Below are 15,767 nucleotides of genomic sequence, written 5' to 3' on the forward strand. Positions count from 1 at the left end.
CGGCGGGGGCAGGGGGCTCTGCCCCCTCTTGGGCCTTTGGCCCAATTCACCCCCGGAAGTATTTGAGGCAAGATGAAGGTGGATCGGCGCCTAGCTGCGCCAGCGCAGCATGCGGGTTTCGACCCTGCCGATCAGAAAGCTGACGGTCACGCCAAGCGCCGACAGGATAACCACGCCGGCGAACAGGCGTTCGAGATCGTAGAGCGATCCGGCCTCGAGGATATAGGCGCCGATGCCGTATTGCGCGCCCAGCATTTCGGCGGCGACCAGCAGGATGATCCCGATCGACAGCGATATGCGCAGCCCCGACAGGATTCCGGGCAGGGCGCCGGGCAGCACGATCTTGGTGACGATGGACAGCCAGGGCAGGCCAAAGCTCTGGCCCATTCGGATCAGCGTGCGGTCCACATTGTCGACGGCGCCGAAGGTGGCCACCACCGTCGGCGTGAAGGTGCCCAGGGCGATCAGCGCGTATTTCGATCCTTCGTCGATCCCGAACCAGATCACGAAAAGCGGCAGAAGCGCGATTTTCGGGATCGGGAACAGCGCCGCGACCAGTGGCACCAGCCCCGCACGGGCAAGGCTGAACAGGCCGATCAGAACGCCGATGCCGATCCCGGCGGTGACGCCCATGGCGCTGCCCACCGCCAGCCGGCTGAGCGAGGGCAGGACGTGTTGCATCAGGAGGCCCGATTGCCAAAGGCCGATCAGCGTCCTGGCCACGTCCGAGGGCTTTGGCAGGGTCAGGCTGGAAATCCAGCCCGCGCGCGTGCCCCATTCGACCACGGCGATCAGCAGGACGAAAACCACCAGCCCGACGCCGCGTTTCTGAACCGGGCGGAAGCCGCCGCCGCGAAAGGGAACCTGGCGCGCCTCAGCCATGGGCCAGCTCCGCGTCGGCGGCCTTGGCCTCTTCGCGCATCAGTTGCCACAGGTGATCCTGCGCGCGGGCCAGGTCCGGGTCGGTCGCATCGCGCTGATCGAGAGGGGTGTCGATCTCGACCACCTCGCGGATGCGGCCGGGGCGGCGCGACAACACCACGATCTTGTGGCCCAGGCGCACGGCCTCGGACAGGTTGTGGGTGACATAGACGGCGGTAAAGGGCGTGCGCGTCCACAGTCCGACAAGATCGTCCATCAGCAACTCCCGCGTTTGCGCGTCGAGTGCGGAAAGCGGTTCATCCATCAGCATCACGGCCGGGTTGACCGCAAGCGCGCGGGCGATCGCCACACGCTGTTTCATGCCGCCGGACAATTGCCGGGGCAGGGCATTCGCGAAATCCGACAGGTTCGTGCGCGCCAGGACGTCCGCGATGCGATCCGCGCGGTCCTTGCGCGAAACCGCGCGGTCTTCGAGCACGAGCGAGATGTTGCCCGCGACCGACCGCCAGGGCAGCAGCGCGAAATCCTGGAACACGAAGGTCAGCGGGTTGAGGCAATCGGCGGGCGGGTCGCCCAGTTGGAGTATCCTGCCCGCGCTTGGCCGTTCCAGCCCGCCGATCATCCGCAGCAGGGTGGATTTGCCACATCCCGACGGGCCGACGATGCAGACGATGCGGCCGGACGGGATGGAAAGCGAGATGTCGGACAAGACCTCGACCGCATCGTAGCGATGGGTCAGGCCCTCGATCGTGAGGTCCATGGGGGCTCCTGTGGTGCGGGCCGCAAGGGCCCGCACCGGGGTTGGTCACATCGTCGACACGTAGGAGGTATCGACCAGCATGTCCATCGTGACGCTGTCCTTGACCAGGCCTTCGGCCTTGAACCAGTCGAGCTGGTCCTGCACCGAGGTCGTGTTCAATGCCGCGCCCGCGTTGATGCGCATCGCGCCGTTTACGATGCCGGGCTTGGCCTTTTCGTATTCGCGGTCGGTGTAGACGTATTTGTGAATCAGCTTGACCATGTCCTCGGCCGCGTCTTCGCCTGCGGTCTTGTCGACCAGCGCGGCGTTGAAGTCATCCGCTCCTTTCGAGAAGGCCGCCAGGAATGCCTCGGTCTTGGCGCGCTCGTCGGCGGCGTTCGTGGCCGAGGTGAAGACAGTGGTGACCTGGTAGTCGGGGATGTAAACGGCCACGTCGCCGATGATATGCACCGCGCCCGACCCGGCCAGCGGCTTGGCGATATGCGGCACGATCGACCAGGCATCGACCTGGCCCGATTTCATCGCGCCGATGATGGCGCCGACCTTTTGCAGCGGGGTAAAGGCCACTTCGACCCCTTCGGCCTGCGCGATCTTGGACCCCATGTAGTGGAAGGACGATCCCGCCTGCGTCACGGCCCATTTCTTGCCGGCCAGTTGTGCGGGGCTGGTCAGACCGGCCTGGAATGCCGCGTCCGAGGCCAGGATTTTCTGCCCGTCGATGCCCTTTTCTTCGGAAAGCGCGCCGCCGATGACTTTGGTCGCGCCCTTTTCTGCAAGGCTGATCAGACCCCCCGAAATCGCAGTGACGGCGTAATCGGCATCGCCCGACGCGATGGCCACGGCCATGGGCTGCGCGGCCTGGAAGAACTTGAACTCCACGTCCAGCCCGGCTTCGGCGAAATAGCCGCGTTCATAGGCGACGAAGCTGGCGGCGTGGCTGGTGAAGGGCAGCGCGCCCACGACCAGTTTCGTATTGGCCAGAGCGGGCGTGCCCAGCATCGGCAGCGTGGCGGCCCCTGCCATCAGGCCCAGCGTGTTGCGGCGTGTGAATTGGGTCATTTGTTCCTCCCCCCGAATGTCTCGTTACCGGCAAAGGTTTGACCGAACGGCCGGGGAAATCAACCCGCGACAGCCCGACGCTTGCCCGGGGCGCGCGGAAGGCTTAAACCCCTCACGCGCGAACGAGGAAGGACACCCATATGGCTGAGGCGGCGCCAACCGGCGAACAGGAGCGCGAAAAATCGAAACGCGTGGGCGCGTTGGGCCGCTTGTGGCCCTTCATGAAGCCCTATCGCAAGCTGATGGCCGCGGCCGTCATGGCGCTTGTGCTGACGGCATGCGTGTCGTTGATCCTGCCGATGGCAGTGCGGCGCGTCGTGGACAATTTCGGCGCCGAGGACGGCGCCCTGCTGGACCGCTATTTCGCGGCTGCGATGGGTCTGGCCGGATTGCTGGCGATCGGGACGGGGCTGCGTTACGCGCTGGTCACCCGGTTGGGCGAGCGTGTCGTGGCCGATATCCGCAAGGCGGTGTTCGACCGCGTTCTGGCCATGAGTCCCGCCTTTTACGAGCGCATCATGACGGGTGAGGTTCTCAGCCGGATCACCACCGACACGACGCTGATCCTGTCGGTGATCGGGTCTTCGATCTCGATCGCGCTGCGCAACATCCTGATCTTCATCGGCGGGCTGACCTTGATGCTGCTGACCTCGGCCAAGCTGACGGGGCTGGTGCTGTTGCTGGTGCCCATCGTGATCGTCCCGATCCTGACGCTGGGCCGCAAGCTGCGCAAGCTCAGCCGTGAAAACCAGGACTGGATCGCGGAGAGTTCCGGCAGCGCGTCCGAGGCGCTGTCGAGCGTGCAGACGGTGCAGGCCTTTACCCATGAAATCCATACGCGGCGCAGTTTTTCGGACGTGACCGAGAAAAGCTTTGATGCAGCGCGGCGGCGCATTACCACCCGTGCGGTGATGACGGTGATCGTGATCTTCCTGGTGTTTTCCGGCATCGTCGGGGTGCTTTGGATAGGCGCCAATGACGTGCGCGCCGGAACCATGACGCCGGGGGCGCTGGTGCAGTTCGTGATCTATTCGGTCATGGTGGCGGGCGGTGTCGGCGCGTTGTCCGAGATCTGGGGCGAGTTGCAGCGTGCGGCAGGTGCGACCGAACGGCTGGTCGAATTGCTTGAAACCGAAGACGCGGTGAACGACCCGTCCAAGCCCGTGTCGCTGTCGGCGCCGGTGCGGGGCGAGATCGCGTTCGACCATGTGTCGTTCCAGTACCCAGCACGGCCCGACATTCCCGCGCTGGACGACGTGGACCTTGTGATCCAGCCGGGCGAAACGGTCGCCCTTGTCGGACCTTCGGGTGCAGGCAAGACGACCGTGATCCAGCTGATCCAGCGGTTCTACGATCCGCAAAAGGGTAAGATAACGCTGGATGGTGTCGCGCTGACGGACATGGCGCGCGACGATTTCCGCCGCCACCTTGCGCTCGTTCCGCAGGACCCCGTGATCTTTGCCACCACCGCGCGCGAAAACATCCGGTTCGGCCGCCCCGAGGCCAGCGATGCCGAGGTCGAGGCCGCCGCGCGTGCCGCTGCGGCGCATGATTTCATCATGGCGCTGCCGGATGGCTATGACAGCCAGGTCGGCGAACGCGGCGTGATGCTGTCGGGCGGGCAGAAACAGCGCATCGCCATCGCCCGCGCGATTCTGCGGGATGCGCCGGTACTGTTGCTGGACGAGGCGACAAGCGCGCTGGATGCCGAAAGCGAACGCGCCGTTCAAAGCGCCGTCGACATGCTGGCCGAGGGCCGGACCACGATCATCGTCGCGCACCGTTTGGCCACGGTCAAAAAGGCCGACCGTATCATCGTGATGGAGGCGGGCCGGGTCGTGGCCCAGGGCACCCATGACGAGCTGGTGGCGCAGGGCGGCCTTTATGCACGCCTCGCGCGGCTGCAGTTCACGGACGGTCGGGCCGCCTGACGGGGGTGGGCCGTGATGGTCCTAGAGGCTGGCGACGGCGCGGGCCAGGATCTGCATCCCGGTCACAAGATCGGCCTCGTCGGTGTCTTCGGCGAAATCGTGGCTGATCCCGTTGATCGACGGCACGAACAGCATCGCCGCCGGCATGAGTTTCGCGACATTCGCCGCGTCATGCAGCGCGCCCGATTGCATGCGCCGCCACCGGCCGGGGCAAACCGTTTCGGCCGCGTCGGCCAGCGCGTTCTGCAAGGGTGCCGCCATATCCACCGGCTCCAGCCCCAGCATCGTGCCGAATTCGACCGCCAGCCCGCTGTCGGCCGCAATCTCGGCGGCGGTATCGCGGATGATCGTTTCCATCCGGCGCAGGCGGTCGCCATCGCCGTCGCGCCACTGCATCGAAAAGGTGCAGCGCCCCGGAACGATGGAATGTGCGTTGGGATGCACCTCGATATGGCCATTGGTCCAGACGGTTTGCGGCGTCACCACGTTGCGGAACCTTTCGTTGATCGCGGTGATGAAGGCGACCATCGCCTGCACCGCGTCCTTGCGGCGGTGCATCGGCGTCGTGCCGGCATGGTTCTGTTCGCCGTCAAAGGTGATGCGCATGTCGCGGATGCCGACGATATCGGTGACGACGCCCGCGGCCTCGCCGGCTTCGTAGAGCCACGGGCCCTGTTCGATATGCACCTCGACAAAGCCCGAAAACCGGCCGGGATCGACGAAATCGCTGGCAAGGTGGGACATCGCGCTGCGCGCCTCGGCGAAGGTGATGCCGTCGCGGTCGGTAAGACGGTCGGCGGCGTCCAGCGACAGGGCGCCCGACCAGATGGTCGATCCCGTGGTCACGCCGAAGCGCCCCTCTTCGTCCTGGAAATTTGCGATCGATATGGGCGGGCCGCCCGCTTCGGCCGATGCGCGGGCCAGTTCCAGGCCGCAGATCACGCCAAGCGCCCCATCGAGCCAGCCGCCTTCGGGCTGGCTGTCGGAATGAGAGCCGACCAGCAGCGATTTTTCCGCGTCCGACAGGCCGAACAGGCTGCCCACCGGGTCGTAATGCGGCGTCAGGCCGGCGTCTTGCATCTGTCCGGCCAGCCAGTCACGCGCGGCGATGTCGGGCGGTGAAAAGGCCGGACGCACGACACCCTTTCCGACCCCGGATGCGCCAAAGCCGCGCAATGTGTGAAGGTCGTTCAGAAATCGGTCGGGGTTGATCTGCATGGCGGCGCTCCTTTTCGGTGACGCAACGGAGCCAACACCATGTGCGCCGCATGCGCAAGCTGGCCATTGCATCCCCGTGCCTGGCCTCCTAATCCGGTGCCGAAGGTGAAACAGGGGGTCGAGATGTCCACCATCACGCTTGTGCGCCACGGGCAGGCCAATACGACGGCGCGGGACGAGGCCGATTACGACCGGCTCAGTGCGCTTGGACACAGGCAGGCCGAATGGCTGGGCGATCACCTGCGCCACACGCGCGAGCATTACAGCCGTGTCTATACCGGTAGCTTGACGCGGCACCGCGAAACGGCGGCCTCGATGGGGTTCGACGCAGATGCTGCGGTGGATGCGCGTCTGAACGAGTTGGAATTCTTTACCCTGGCGCATGCGCTGCAGGCCGAACATGGTGTGCCGCTTCCCGCCACGCGCGAGGATTTCGTGGGCTACATGCCGCGCCTAATGCAGGCCTGGGCCGATGGCCGCATCGAAGGCGCGCCGGAGAGTTTCGCCAGTTTCGAAAAGCGGATCAGCGATGCGCTGGCCGAGATCGCGGGCGGGCACGGGCCTGCGCTGATCGTCACCTCGGGCGGGTTGATCGGCATGGCGGTGCGGCAGGTCATGGGGCTGGGCATTGCGGCCTATGCGCAGACGGCGATCGCGATCATGAACACCTCCGTCCATCGCCTGCACCCGATTGGCGATGCACTGGCTCTGACGCAATTCAACGCCGTGCCGCATCTGGACCGGCCCGAGAGGCAATTTGCCCAGACCCATCTTTAAGCCGCGCGAAGGCGGCGCTAGGCTGCGGCCAAATCACATGAGGGACACATGACACATCTGTGGGTGCGCGCCGAGCAGCGCGAGAACGAAGAGCGGGTCGGTCTGACGCCCGAAGGCTGCGCCGCACTGATCGCGGCCGGTATCCGCGTTACTGTCGAGCAAAGCAGCGTGCGCGCCATTCCCATAGATGGTTACCGCGACGCGGGGGCCGAGATCGCGCCGGAAAACAGCTGGCCGCAAGCGCCCGAGGACGCGATCATCTTCGGCCTCAAGGAACTGCCCGAAGATGGCACGCCGCTGCACCATCGCCACATCATGTTCGGCCATGCCTACAAGGGGCAGCCCGCCGGGCAAGACCTGCTGCGCCGGTTCAGGGCGGGGGGCGGCGCGCTTTATGACCTGGAATACCTCGTCACCGAAGAGGGTCGCCGCGTTGCCGCATTCGGCTATTGGGCAGGTTTCGCCGGCGCGGCCGTCACGCTGATGACCTGGGCCGCACAACAGCGCGGCGGTATCTGCGGGCCGGTGGGCGTTTATGCGGGGCGCGATGCTCTGGTGTCGTCGCTGGCGCAGGAAATGGACGCGACCGGCGCCGCGCGGCCACGCGCCATCGTGATCGGGGCACTGGGCCGTGTGGGCACCGGGGCATCGGATCTGTGCGAGGCGGTGGGGGTGACTGTCACGCGGTGGGACATGGCCGAAACCGCGCATGGCGGCCCGTTCCCCGAAGTTCTGGAGCATGAGGTTTTCCTGAATTGCATCCTGGCGCAGCCGGGCTGTCCGGTCTTCGTTCCGGCGGACGCGAAAACCGCGCCGCGCCGGTTGACCGCGATCGGGGATATCGCCTGCGATCCGACCTCGGATTTCTCGCCGATCAAGGTTTATGATCGCACGACGACCTGGGAAAAGCCGGCCCTTCGCGTGCATGACGATCCGGTATTGGACGTGATGGCGATCGACAACCTGCCGTCGATGCTGCCGGAGGAAAGCTCTCAGGACTATGCGGCGCAATTGCTGCCGTCCTTGCTGACGCTGGGCGATCTCGACGGCGGAGTGTGGGGACGGGCGAAGGCCACGTTCGACGAAAACATCGCGCGTGTCTGAATGCGCGCCCAAGAAAAAGGGGAGAGAAGGATGACGATTCATTGGTGCGGCACCGGCCTGTCGGCCATTCCCGGGCTGCGGCGTCTGCTGCAGGAGGGACACGAAGTGACGGTTTGGAACCGCACTGTGGACAAGGCAAAAGAAGCTGTCGGCGATCTGACGGACGACATCCGTGCCTTCGACCGCGATGCGCTGGCCGCCGTCTTGCAATCCGGCGATGTCGTCGTGTCGATGTTGCCCGGCGACTGGCACGTTCCGCTGGCCGAGCTGTGCCTTGAAAAAGGGGCTCATTTCGTCAGCTCGTCCTACATCGCACCGGAAATGCGCGCGCTGGACGATGCGGCACGCGAAAAGGGGCTGCGTTTCGTGAATGAAATCGGGCTCGATCCGGGCATCGACCACCTGATGGCGCACCAGCTTGTGGCCGATTACCTGGCGTCAAAAGCATACGATCCGAAGAACACGGTATCCTTCATTTCCTATTGCGGCGGTGTGCCCAAGATTCCCAACGCGTTCCGCTATAAGTTCAGCTGGTCGCCGCTGGGGGTGCTCAAGGCGCTGCGCTCTCCGTCGCGCTCGATCCGGGACTTTACCGAACTGCGCGTCAACCGGCCCTGGGACGCGATTTCCAGCTACACCGCCCCGCTGCCGCAGCCCGAGGCGTTCGAGGTTTATCCCAACCGCGACTCGATCCCGTTCATGGCGCAGTACCATTTCGAGGAAAGCTGGCCGGTGAAGGAGTTCGTGCGCGGTACGCTGCGCCTGAATGGCTGGTCCGACGCATGGAGCGGCGTGTTTGCCGAGATCGAAACGCTTGAGGGCGAGGCCGGCGAGGCGCGCCTGAAAGAGATGTCCGACCAGTTCTGGCGCGACAATGCCTATGACGAGGGAGAGCCCGACCGCGTGGTTCTGTGCGTCGGCCTGAAGGCGGAAAAGGACGGCGTTCCGGTCTGGCACAAGACCTATGTCATGGACGCCTGGGGCGATGCCCGTGGGACGGCCATGGCGCGCCTTGTGTCGATCCCGGTTTCGCTGGCAGTCGAAGCGGTTCTGAACCGCGAGGTGCCCGCCGGTGTCACCGCCGCGCCGTCGGATCCCAAGTTGCTGCAGCGTTTCATGGGGGAAATCGGCAAGCTGGCGCAGCATCTGCAGATCGTGGATCACGCCTGACGAAGAAAACCCCGTCCGGCAGGGCCGGACGGGGCATCGGGGAGTGTCGGACCATACGGTCCGGGGGAGGAAAAGGTTAACGTGCGCCGTATTGGGTGACGGCGGTTTCCTCGCTCGGGAAGGTGTAGCCGGTCACATATTGCCCATCGACGCGGGCCTGTTCACGCTCTTGCAGGATGCGCTCGGCGGACAGGCGCATGGACATGCCGTCCTGTGCCGCGACCAGACCCTTGTCACCGATTGCGCTTTCCTTGGGGTGGAGCGCAACGATGTTGTCCTCGCCGCGAGTGGAAATCACGGTGCCGTCCAGTGCCGGATTGGCCAGGGCAGGCGTTGCAGTTGCCGCGATCAGGGTAATTGCTGTAAGTGCGCGTTTCATTGCTTAACTCCTTTCTTCATCAAATGCTGTTCGGTGTAGGCGGGGAGGGCTCCCCGCCTGCTCCGTTTCGTTACCGTGCGCCGTAAACGGTGACTGCGTTACCGTTGCTCGGGAACAAGTTACCCGTCACGGTGCCGTTTTTCGCCAGTGCTTCTTCGCGCGGGGTCAGGATGCGTTCGGCGGGCAGTGCCACGCTGTCGCCTTTGGTGGCTTCGACGATACCTGCCATGCCGATGCCGCGTTCGCTGGGGTGCAGCGATACGATTGCCTGGTCACCCATGGTCGAAATGGTCGTGCCGGTCAGGGCGTTTTCTGCAAAAGCCGGTGCTGCGGCTGCGCTTGCGATCAGGGCGAATGCCATAGTCATGCGTCTCATCGTTACTCTCCTTCCAGATGGGTATTCCATCTTTTCTGTCTGTCGCTCCGCGTCTTGCGTTGCGTTGTGAGACAAGACTTGGCCCCTTCTGTGCGAAAATTCAAAACACCAGAATTCACCCTGCCGTGTTCGATTGAGAGCAGTTTTGTGCGCAAACACACACTTTTGGTTTTCTGGAAAAAAATATATAAAAGACAACGTCTTAAAAGGGAATTTTTCGGCCTTGGATTTGTAGTTCGCTCACAAATCACGCAGGCGGCATCGAAAAAAACGTGTTTTGTGAACGAAGGCACAAAAAGAAAACCGGACCAGAATGGCCCGGTGTTGCGCTTTCTGCAGGTCGTTCGTGCGCCATCGCACAAAGGAGGTGTTTCGCGTTAGCGATGCCCCATCAAATCGTCTTCGTCGCCGGTCGCAGACAGGCCAAGTGCATCCAGTCCGTTCTCGAGATGGTCGCTCAGATGGGGCGAACCGAGCAGGTAGTCCGCAGTCGGTGTTGTCGCTTCGGCGGCGGCGGTGGCCTTGGCTTCGTCCAGCTCTTCGGCGTCGAAACTTCCGCGCCCGATCCACATCAGGGCAACCAGCGAAATCTGTTCCTCTTCGCTCAGGCGGTCGATGAAAGCGCGCAGTTCCCCTTCGGCGCGGCCGATTTCCCGCGCCATGAGAATGACGTTTGCGACTTTACGTACAGATATATCGAGCATGACTCCTCCGGCGTTTCCTTTTGGAACAGTCACCTCATAGCACAGTCCGCGTCTTTGATCTTACGCAAATAGTCGGTAATACAGCCAGTCGGGCAGAAACTGCGACAGCCGAAAAACCCAACTGAACACCCGTGGAAAGCTTTTCTTGAACCGATCCGGGGTGCACATCAGTTCGAACACTTCACGCGCGGCGTCTTCGGGTTCCATCAGGAAAGGCATTCGGAAATCGTTCTTGTCGGTCAGCCGGGTGCGAATGAAGCCGGGATTGGCCAGTTGCACCTTTATGGGCGTGCGGTGGAGATCGGCATAAAGCGATTCCCCCAAAGCCATCACACCTGCCTTGGACGGTGCGTAACCGATCGCTCCGGGCAATCCGCGGAACCCCGACAGGCTGCCGATGATGACGACGTGACCGGATTGCCTGGCGACCATGGCGGGCACCGCGCGGCCCAGCACGCGGAAGGCACCGGTGAAGTTCACATCCGCCATTGCGACGCCCTTGTCGACATCCCATTCGGTTGCCGGCATTGGCCAGTAAACGCCTGCCAACCAGACAAGCCCGTCGATTTCGCCCACGGCTTCGCAGGCCTTGGTTACGCTGTCGTCGTCCTGCACGTCCATCGGCAGGATGTCGGCCGCGCCCGGCAGACTGTCGGCCAGTTCCTTCAGCCTGTCGGCATTTCGTGCCGACAGGATCAGGTGCGCGCCGGCGCCGCTCAGCTTTTGGGCCAGCGCTGCGCCAAGGCCCTCGGAGGCACCTATCAGCCAGTATGTCTTTCCGCGCCAATCCATCATGCAGCGCGGTCCCGGGCTTCTTGCGGTTTCGGGCGCATCACGGCGACCAGTTCGGCGACCTTGATGCCGAATTTGCGGAACTGGCTGCGGTTCACAACGGCGCCGTCGGGGGCAAGATACATCCAGTCGGTCACGCTGAGGACATGGCCGCCCGCGTCTTCGGTCAGCCGGATGCGGTATTTCAGATGCAGGGCCGAGCCGTGTTGCCGTCCGATTCCGGTGCCGACAACATCGTCGGCTTCGGCGCGCACCGTGCCGTCATTTCCCAGCTCCAGCCGCCATTCGCGCTGTTGTTCGGTCCCGCTGTCATAGCGGAAATGCTCGGCCATCACGCCGCGATTGCCGTCCCAATGTATATCGAACTCGGCCGAGAACCGTGACGCGACCCGGCCTGTCGGTCCATAGATCACCCCGTCGCAGACCATCGGGCCGCTCAGATGTGTGCGCAGATCGAAGGGTTCTCCGGTTTCGTAGTCCTCCGGCGATTGGGCGACAAAGCTGGCAAAACGTTGTCGGATCCATACCAGAAGCAGCGCAACGAGGATGCCGGCGAGTATCCAGACAGGGGCGTCCATGTCTCAGACCTCCTTGGGTTCTATGGTTAGTACAAGTGCGATGGCCAAAAGCTTGAGCAGGCAGGGCACCGCGCCATAGGCCAGGCTCAGCGCGAAAAGAGCCTCTGCGTCGTTCGCGGTTCCAGGTTCGAAGCCTGCGGCCTGAAGCGCGGGAAGCAGGGTCACCGCGGCGAAGGCAAGGGTGAATTTCGAAACGAAGGACCAAAGCCCGAAGGCGCCGGCCGCGCCCGGCGCGATACGCTCCATCCGGGCGGAAAAGATGGCGGGCAAAAGCGTCATGTCCGCGCCAAGCGCCGCCCCCGAGGCCACGCAGATCACGGCAAAGGCCACGGTATCGCCCGCCCCCAGGGTGACGGCAAAGGCGAAGGCCGCGATGGACAGGATCATGCCCGCGATCAGAACGCGCTTGGCGCCGTGGCGCTCGGCTGCGCGCGACCAGAAAGGCGCGGCCAGCGCGGCGGACAGGAAAAACAGCAGCAACAGCGGCCCTTCGGCACCAGGGGCCTGCAGGCGGCTTTCGACAAAGAACAGGAACAGGGTCGAGCTGACGGCGACCGGGGCCGCGTTGACCAGCGCGATCAGCAACAATTTGCGCGCTTGGCTGTCGCGCAGAACCGGGGCGAAGCCCGCATCCGACGGCGCGACCGCGCGCCATTCGTGGCGCATCGCCAGCGCGGCCGCACCGGCCAGTATCGCGAATGCCAGCGCAAAAGCGGTAAAGCCGCCCAGCACCACGGGTGCGACCGCCGCAGCGCAAACACCGATCAAGGCCCCGGTTTCGCGCCAGCGTGCAAGACGCAGATGCCCGCCAGCCCCCATGCGGCCGGCCCGGTCCACACCTTGCGCGTAAAAACAGATGGTCAGAAAACTGAAGGCGGAAAAGATCCCCGTCAGCATCAGCGCGAACCACAAAAGCGGCGCGATTGGCGGTGTAACCGCGAAAAGCCCCAGCATGGAGGCGGCCATCACGGCGATGGCGGCCACGATCGCGGTGCCGCGATGATGCCGCAGACGCCCGGCCAGCCGCCCCAAAAGTGGATCCTGCACAACGTCCAGCAGGCGCAACCCGAACAAGACCGACCCCAATGCCGCCAGCGACACGCCATACTGGTCCACATAGACCTTGGGCGCGTGGATATAGAGCGGCAGGCCCGCCGATGCCAGCAGGCCTGCAAACAGCCCGTAGGCGGGCAGGGGGGCGGCGCGGTTCGTCACCGCGAAACCTCGTGGACGGGCGGTTCGGGGCGGGCGCGATAGCGTGCGCCTTTCCACCACAGTTTAAGCGCCTGCCAATGGATCAGCGCCAGAACGCGGCGCGAACCGAACGGACGACGCAGCGTCGCACGGATCAGGCCCATGTTCGTCAGCGGTTGCCTTGTCCCGCACAGCGTGGCGATCACACCGCCATTGCCGCCGGTGAAATCGATCCAGATGCCGATCCTGTCGTCGCGAATATCGAAGCGGAATTCGTAATTGCCATCGACCTGCTGGAACGGCGAGACATGAAAAATCTTTGTCGCCCTCAGCCTGTCGGTGGGTTCGATCGGTTCAAGGTCGTCGCGGTGCACAAGATAGGAATGCCTGTCGCCGAACGTGTTGGTCACTTCGGCGATGACGACGCGCAGATGCGCGTTCGCATCCCGGCAGAGCCAGAAAGACACCGGGTTGAACACGTGGCCCAGAACGCGCGGCTGGGTCAGCAGCTCGATCCGGTCCGGGGCGGGCAGGTCATGCGCCTGCAGCACCTCGCGTACCCATGCGGCACCGCGCCCTTCACCGGGGGCGCCGCCGTAGTCTTGATCGTGAAAAGATGTCAGGTTCGCGCGGTTGCGCGACATGAGCGCTGGCAGGCGCGGAGTGGCTTCGGGATCGAGCAGAACGTAGTCCACGCCATAACGGAACGCGTTTTCGACCGCGCCCTTGCGCCCGTGCCATGTGTGGCCCGAGATATGGTCGACCCGGCTCATTCGGCGGCCACCGCGATTTCCGTGCGGCTTGCGATCGCCTCGGCCACGTCGACCGCGCTGGACAGCCCGTCTTCGTGGAAGCCGTGCTTCATCCAGGCGCCGCAGAACCAGGTGTTGCGGGTGCCGTTCAGTGCCGCCATGTCCTTTTGTGCCTGAAGGGCGGCCAGATCGTAGACCGGGTGGCGCAAGGTCACCGTGTCATAGATCAGCTCTTCGCGGATCGGGCGCGTGGTGTTCAGCGTCACGAAATGCGGATCGTCCTGCGGGATCGGCTGAAGCTTGTTCATCCAATAGGTCAGGTCGATGCGGTCGCTCTGCTTGCCGGCGGTTTCGGTGTAGTTCCAGCTGGACCAGACCTGGCGGCGCTTTGGCATGATCGACGCGTCGGCGTGAAGGACGATGTCGTTCGGCTGATAGGCGATGGCGCCAAGGCCGGCCCGTTCCTCGGCCGACGGATCGGCCAGCAGGCGCAGCGTATCGTCCGAGTGCGTGGCAAAAACCACATCGTCGAAGCGTTCCCATTCGCCGCCGGCAAGCTTGACTTCCACACCCGCCACATCGCGCCGCACCGCGTCCACGGGGCTGCCCAGGCGGATATCGACACCGCGGTTGCGCATCGCCGTTTCAAGGCGGGATACATACGAGGCCGAACCGCCCTGAACGGTGTACCATTGATGCTGGCCCGTGTGATGCAGCAAAGCGTGGTTTTCAAAGAACTGCACCATCGCATGGGCGGGGAAATCCATGATCTTTTCCACCGGGGTGGACCATATCGCGCCGGACAGCGGCAGCAGGTAATAGTCGCGGAACCAGTCGCCCGTGCCCATCTTTTCAAGGAAATCGCCGATCGAAAGCGACCGGTCCTGCGCCTCGGTCAGCGCATTGGCATTGAAATGCACGACATCGCGGATCATCCGCAGGAATTTCGGGTTCAACATGTTGCGCTTTTGCGCAAACAGGGCACCGAGGCTGGCCAGCCCGTATTCAAGCGCGCCGCCGTTCAGCGAAGCGCCGAAGCTCATGTTGGATTCGGTTACCGGAACGTCCAGTTCGTCGAACAGTGCGGCAAGATGCGGATAGTTGGCATAGTTGAATACGATAAACCCCGTATCGACGGGTTGATCGCCGTTCCTGCCGGCAATGATGGTGCGTGCATGCCCGCCAAGACGGCCCTCGGCCTCGATCAGTGTAACGTTGTGGGTCGCCGACAACATGTGGGCGGCGCCCATGCCCGAAATACCTGCTCCGATGACGGCGATTCTTTTTGGGGCAACGCGGCCCGCCTCAAATGGCATGTTCTTGGTTCTCCGATGTTTTCTTGTCTTTCGGGATACGCGGGGCGGGCAAGATTGGATGTGAAAAAAATTTGTGCACAAAGTGATCCGCTACATAAAAACATGCGTATCCCCGACATGTTTGAGCAAACCGGGGTGCCTGACTCAAATGTCGTATCGCCGTTACGCGCTGCGCGTGCTAGGGCTGATCGGGATATGAATGGCACCGCGGGAAGCGAAGAGTTGAGCAGAAAAGGACCAATACGGTCGGACGACTGGGCCGCGCATGTCAGCCGCATCCGGGACGATAAGGACCAGGCAGCTTTTGCCGAACTGTTTCGGCATTTCGCGCCACGGGTCAAAGCGTTCCTGATGAAATCGGGCGCAGACGCGGCGCTGGCCGAGGAATGTGCCCAAGAGGTGATGGCCACGCTTTGGCATAAGGCGCACATGTTCGATCCGGCGCGTGCGACGGTTGCAACGTGGATTTTCACGATTGCCCGGAACCGCAAGATCGACGCGCTGCGCAAGCAGAACAGGCCCGAGCCCGAGGATTTGCCCTGGGGCCCTGCGGCCGAGCCGGATCAGGAAGATGTCCTGACCCTGCAGCAAGAGACACAGGCACTAGGCCAGGCCCTGGCCGAACTGCCACCGAAACAGAGGGAGTTGATCGAGCGCGCCTATTTCGGGGATCTGTCGCATAGCGAAATCGCGGCGGAAACCGGTTTACCCCTTGGCACGATCAAATCCCGCATCAGATTGGCGTTGGAAAGACTGCGCCACGAAATGAAGTGAA

The 15,767-nt window shown here is 63.6% G+C and carries 17 protein-coding genes; 5 read left to right on the forward strand and 12 right to left on the reverse strand.

The window, feature by feature from the left end:
• Positions 1–90 precede the first annotated feature (90 nt).
• Genes BLT50_RS14860 through BLT50_RS14870 form a run of 3 tightly spaced genes read right to left on the reverse strand, consistent with a single transcriptional unit; the run spans position 91 to position 2,701 of the window.
• Complete coding sequence (locus tag BLT50_RS14860; RefSeq protein WP_090029493.1) at positions 91–882, reverse strand: ABC transporter permease; 792 nt, start codon at positions 880–882, stop codon at positions 91–93.
• A complete protein-coding gene (locus BLT50_RS14865) occupies positions 875–1,642 on the reverse strand; it encodes an ABC transporter ATP-binding protein (protein ID WP_090029494.1) in 768 nt (255 codons plus the stop codon). The genes BLT50_RS14860 and BLT50_RS14865 overlap by 8 nt, the downstream gene beginning before the upstream one ends.
• Before the next feature lie 45 nt (positions 1,643–1,687).
• The gene (locus BLT50_RS14870) at positions 1,688–2,701 is read right to left on the reverse strand and encodes an ABC transporter substrate-binding protein (RefSeq protein WP_090029495.1); all 1,014 of its coding nucleotides are present in this window, start codon (positions 2,699–2,701) and stop codon (positions 1,688–1,690) included.
• A 140-nt stretch (positions 2,702–2,841) separates the two neighbouring features.
• On the opposite strand from BLT50_RS14870, the gene BLT50_RS14875 reads away from it, so the two are divergent.
• The gene (locus BLT50_RS14875) at positions 2,842–4,632 is read left to right on the forward strand and encodes an ABC transporter transmembrane domain-containing protein (RefSeq protein WP_090029496.1); all 1,791 of its coding nucleotides are present in this window, start codon (positions 2,842–2,844) and stop codon (positions 4,630–4,632) included.
• Between the two features lie 21 nt (positions 4,633–4,653).
• On the opposite strand, the gene BLT50_RS14880 is transcribed toward BLT50_RS14875, so the two are convergent.
• Positions 4,654–5,850 carry a hydantoinase/carbamoylase family amidase gene (locus tag BLT50_RS14880; RefSeq protein ID WP_090029497.1) on the reverse strand — a complete coding sequence of 399 codons (1,197 nt, stop codon included), beginning with the start codon at positions 5,848–5,850 and terminating at the stop codon, positions 4,654–4,656.
• Positions 5,851–5,973: 123 nt separating this feature from the next.
• Here BLT50_RS14880 and BLT50_RS14885 point away from each other — a divergent pair, with 123 nt between their 5' ends.
• Genes BLT50_RS14885 through BLT50_RS14895 form a run of 3 tightly spaced genes read left to right on the forward strand, consistent with a single transcriptional unit; the run spans position 5,974 to position 8,901 of the window.
• Complete coding sequence (locus BLT50_RS14885; RefSeq protein WP_090029574.1) at positions 5,974–6,627, forward strand: histidine phosphatase family protein; 654 nt, start codon at positions 5,974–5,976, stop codon at positions 6,625–6,627.
• A gap of 48 nt (positions 6,628–6,675) precedes the next feature.
• Positions 6,676–7,731, forward strand: a complete 1,056-nt coding sequence (locus BLT50_RS14890) for a saccharopine dehydrogenase (protein ID WP_090029498.1) — start codon at positions 6,676–6,678, stop codon at positions 7,729–7,731.
• Positions 7,732–7,761: 30 nt separating this feature from the next.
• Positions 7,762–8,901, forward strand: a complete 1,140-nt coding sequence (locus BLT50_RS14895) for a saccharopine dehydrogenase family protein (protein ID WP_090029499.1) — start codon at positions 7,762–7,764, stop codon at positions 8,899–8,901.
• A 76-nt stretch (positions 8,902–8,977) separates the two neighbouring features.
• Here BLT50_RS14895 and BLT50_RS14900 read toward each other — a convergent pair whose 3' ends face one another.
• From BLT50_RS14900 to BLT50_RS14935, 8 genes are all read right to left on the reverse strand, one after another.
• Positions 8,978–9,280, reverse strand: coding sequence for a hypothetical protein (locus BLT50_RS14900; protein WP_090029500.1), 303 nt, complete (start codon positions 9,278–9,280; stop codon positions 8,978–8,980).
• A 70-nt stretch (positions 9,281–9,350) separates the two neighbouring features.
• Positions 9,351–9,656, reverse strand: coding sequence for a hypothetical protein (locus BLT50_RS14905; RefSeq protein ID WP_139170536.1), 306 nt, complete (start codon positions 9,654–9,656; stop codon positions 9,351–9,353).
• Between the two features lie 377 nt (positions 9,657–10,033).
• A complete protein-coding gene (locus BLT50_RS14910) occupies positions 10,034–10,360 on the reverse strand; it encodes a DUF3775 domain-containing protein (RefSeq protein WP_090029502.1) in 327 nt (108 codons plus the stop codon).
• A 60-nt stretch (positions 10,361–10,420) separates the two neighbouring features.
• Entirely contained in the window at positions 10,421–11,155 is a 735-nt protein-coding gene (locus tag BLT50_RS14915; protein ID WP_090029503.1) for an SDR family NAD(P)-dependent oxidoreductase, read from the reverse strand.
• The gene (locus tag BLT50_RS14920) at positions 11,152–11,730 is read right to left on the reverse strand and encodes a DUF3833 domain-containing protein (RefSeq protein WP_090029504.1); all 579 of its coding nucleotides are present in this window, start codon (positions 11,728–11,730) and stop codon (positions 11,152–11,154) included. The genes BLT50_RS14915 and BLT50_RS14920 overlap by 4 nt, the downstream gene beginning before the upstream one ends.
• A gap of 3 nt (positions 11,731–11,733) precedes the next feature.
• Complete coding sequence (locus BLT50_RS14925; protein ID WP_090029505.1) at positions 11,734–12,945, reverse strand: MFS transporter; 1,212 nt, start codon at positions 12,943–12,945, stop codon at positions 11,734–11,736.
• Positions 12,942–13,697 (reverse strand): DUF1365 domain-containing protein, encoded by a 756-nt coding sequence (locus BLT50_RS14930; RefSeq protein WP_090029506.1) that lies wholly within the window; start codon positions 13,695–13,697, stop codon positions 12,942–12,944. Before BLT50_RS14930 ends, BLT50_RS14925 begins: the two co-directional genes overlap by 4 nt.
• Positions 13,694–14,992 (reverse strand): NAD(P)/FAD-dependent oxidoreductase, encoded by a 1,299-nt coding sequence (locus BLT50_RS14935; protein WP_090029507.1) that lies wholly within the window; start codon positions 14,990–14,992, stop codon positions 13,694–13,696. The genes BLT50_RS14930 and BLT50_RS14935 overlap by 4 nt, the downstream gene beginning before the upstream one ends.
• A gap of 195 nt (positions 14,993–15,187) precedes the next feature.
• On the opposite strand from BLT50_RS14935, the gene BLT50_RS14940 reads away from it, so the two are divergent.
• Positions 15,188–15,766: a sigma-70 family RNA polymerase sigma factor gene (locus BLT50_RS14940; protein WP_217629241.1), complete on the forward strand. Its 579-nt coding sequence runs from the start codon at positions 15,188–15,190 to the stop codon at positions 15,764–15,766.
• Position 15,767 lies beyond the last annotated feature (1 nt).

The organism is Lutimaribacter saemankumensis (genome assembly GCF_900100005.1).
GTDB classification, from domain to species: domain Bacteria; phylum Pseudomonadota; class Alphaproteobacteria; order Rhodobacterales; family Rhodobacteraceae; genus Lutimaribacter; species Lutimaribacter saemankumensis.

What these genes read in the sequence shown, in the direction of transcription:
- BLT50_RS14860 (WP_090029493.1), bottom strand. Translation starts at nt 882, where the DNA reads ATGGCTGAGGCGCGCCAGGTTCCCTTTCGCGGCGGCGGCTTCCGCCCG.
- BLT50_RS14865 (WP_090029494.1), bottom strand. Translation starts at nt 1,642, where the DNA reads ATGGACCTCACGATCGAGGGCCTGACCCATCGCTACGATGCGGTCGAG.
- BLT50_RS14870 (WP_090029495.1), bottom strand. Translation starts at nt 2,701, where the DNA reads ATGACCCAATTCACACGCCGCAACACGCTGGGCCTGATGGCAGGGGCC.
- BLT50_RS14875 (WP_090029496.1), top strand. Translation starts at nt 2,842, where the DNA reads ATGGCTGAGGCGGCGCCAACCGGCGAACAGGAGCGCGAAAAATCGAAA.
- BLT50_RS14880 (WP_090029497.1), bottom strand. Translation starts at nt 5,850, where the DNA reads ATGCAGATCAACCCCGACCGATTTCTGAACGACCTTCACACATTGCGC.
- BLT50_RS14885 (WP_090029574.1), top strand. Translation starts at nt 5,974, where the DNA reads ATGTCCACCATCACGCTTGTGCGCCACGGGCAGGCCAATACGACGGCG.
- BLT50_RS14890 (WP_090029498.1), top strand. Translation starts at nt 6,676, where the DNA reads ATGACACATCTGTGGGTGCGCGCCGAGCAGCGCGAGAACGAAGAGCGG.
- BLT50_RS14895 (WP_090029499.1), top strand. Translation starts at nt 7,762, where the DNA reads ATGACGATTCATTGGTGCGGCACCGGCCTGTCGGCCATTCCCGGGCTG.
- BLT50_RS14900 (WP_090029500.1), bottom strand. Translation starts at nt 9,280, where the DNA reads ATGAAACGCGCACTTACAGCAATTACCCTGATCGCGGCAACTGCAACG.
- BLT50_RS14905 (WP_139170536.1), bottom strand. Translation starts at nt 9,656, where the DNA reads ATGAGACGCATGACTATGGCATTCGCCCTGATCGCAAGCGCAGCCGCA.
- BLT50_RS14910 (WP_090029502.1), bottom strand. Translation starts at nt 10,360, where the DNA reads ATGCTCGATATATCTGTACGTAAAGTCGCAAACGTCATTCTCATGGCG.
- BLT50_RS14915 (WP_090029503.1), bottom strand. Translation starts at nt 11,155, where the DNA reads ATGATGGATTGGCGCGGAAAGACATACTGGCTGATAGGTGCCTCCGAG.
- BLT50_RS14920 (WP_090029504.1), bottom strand. Translation starts at nt 11,730, where the DNA reads ATGGACGCCCCTGTCTGGATACTCGCCGGCATCCTCGTTGCGCTGCTT.
- BLT50_RS14930 (WP_090029506.1), bottom strand. Translation starts at nt 13,697, where the DNA reads ATGAGCCGGGTCGACCATATCTCGGGCCACACATGGCACGGGCGCAAG.
- BLT50_RS14935 (WP_090029507.1), bottom strand. Translation starts at nt 14,992, where the DNA reads ATGCCATTTGAGGCGGGCCGCGTTGCCCCAAAAAGAATCGCCGTCATC.
- BLT50_RS14940 (WP_217629241.1), top strand. Translation starts at nt 15,188, where the DNA reads ATGAATGGCACCGCGGGAAGCGAAGAGTTGAGCAGAAAAGGACCAATA.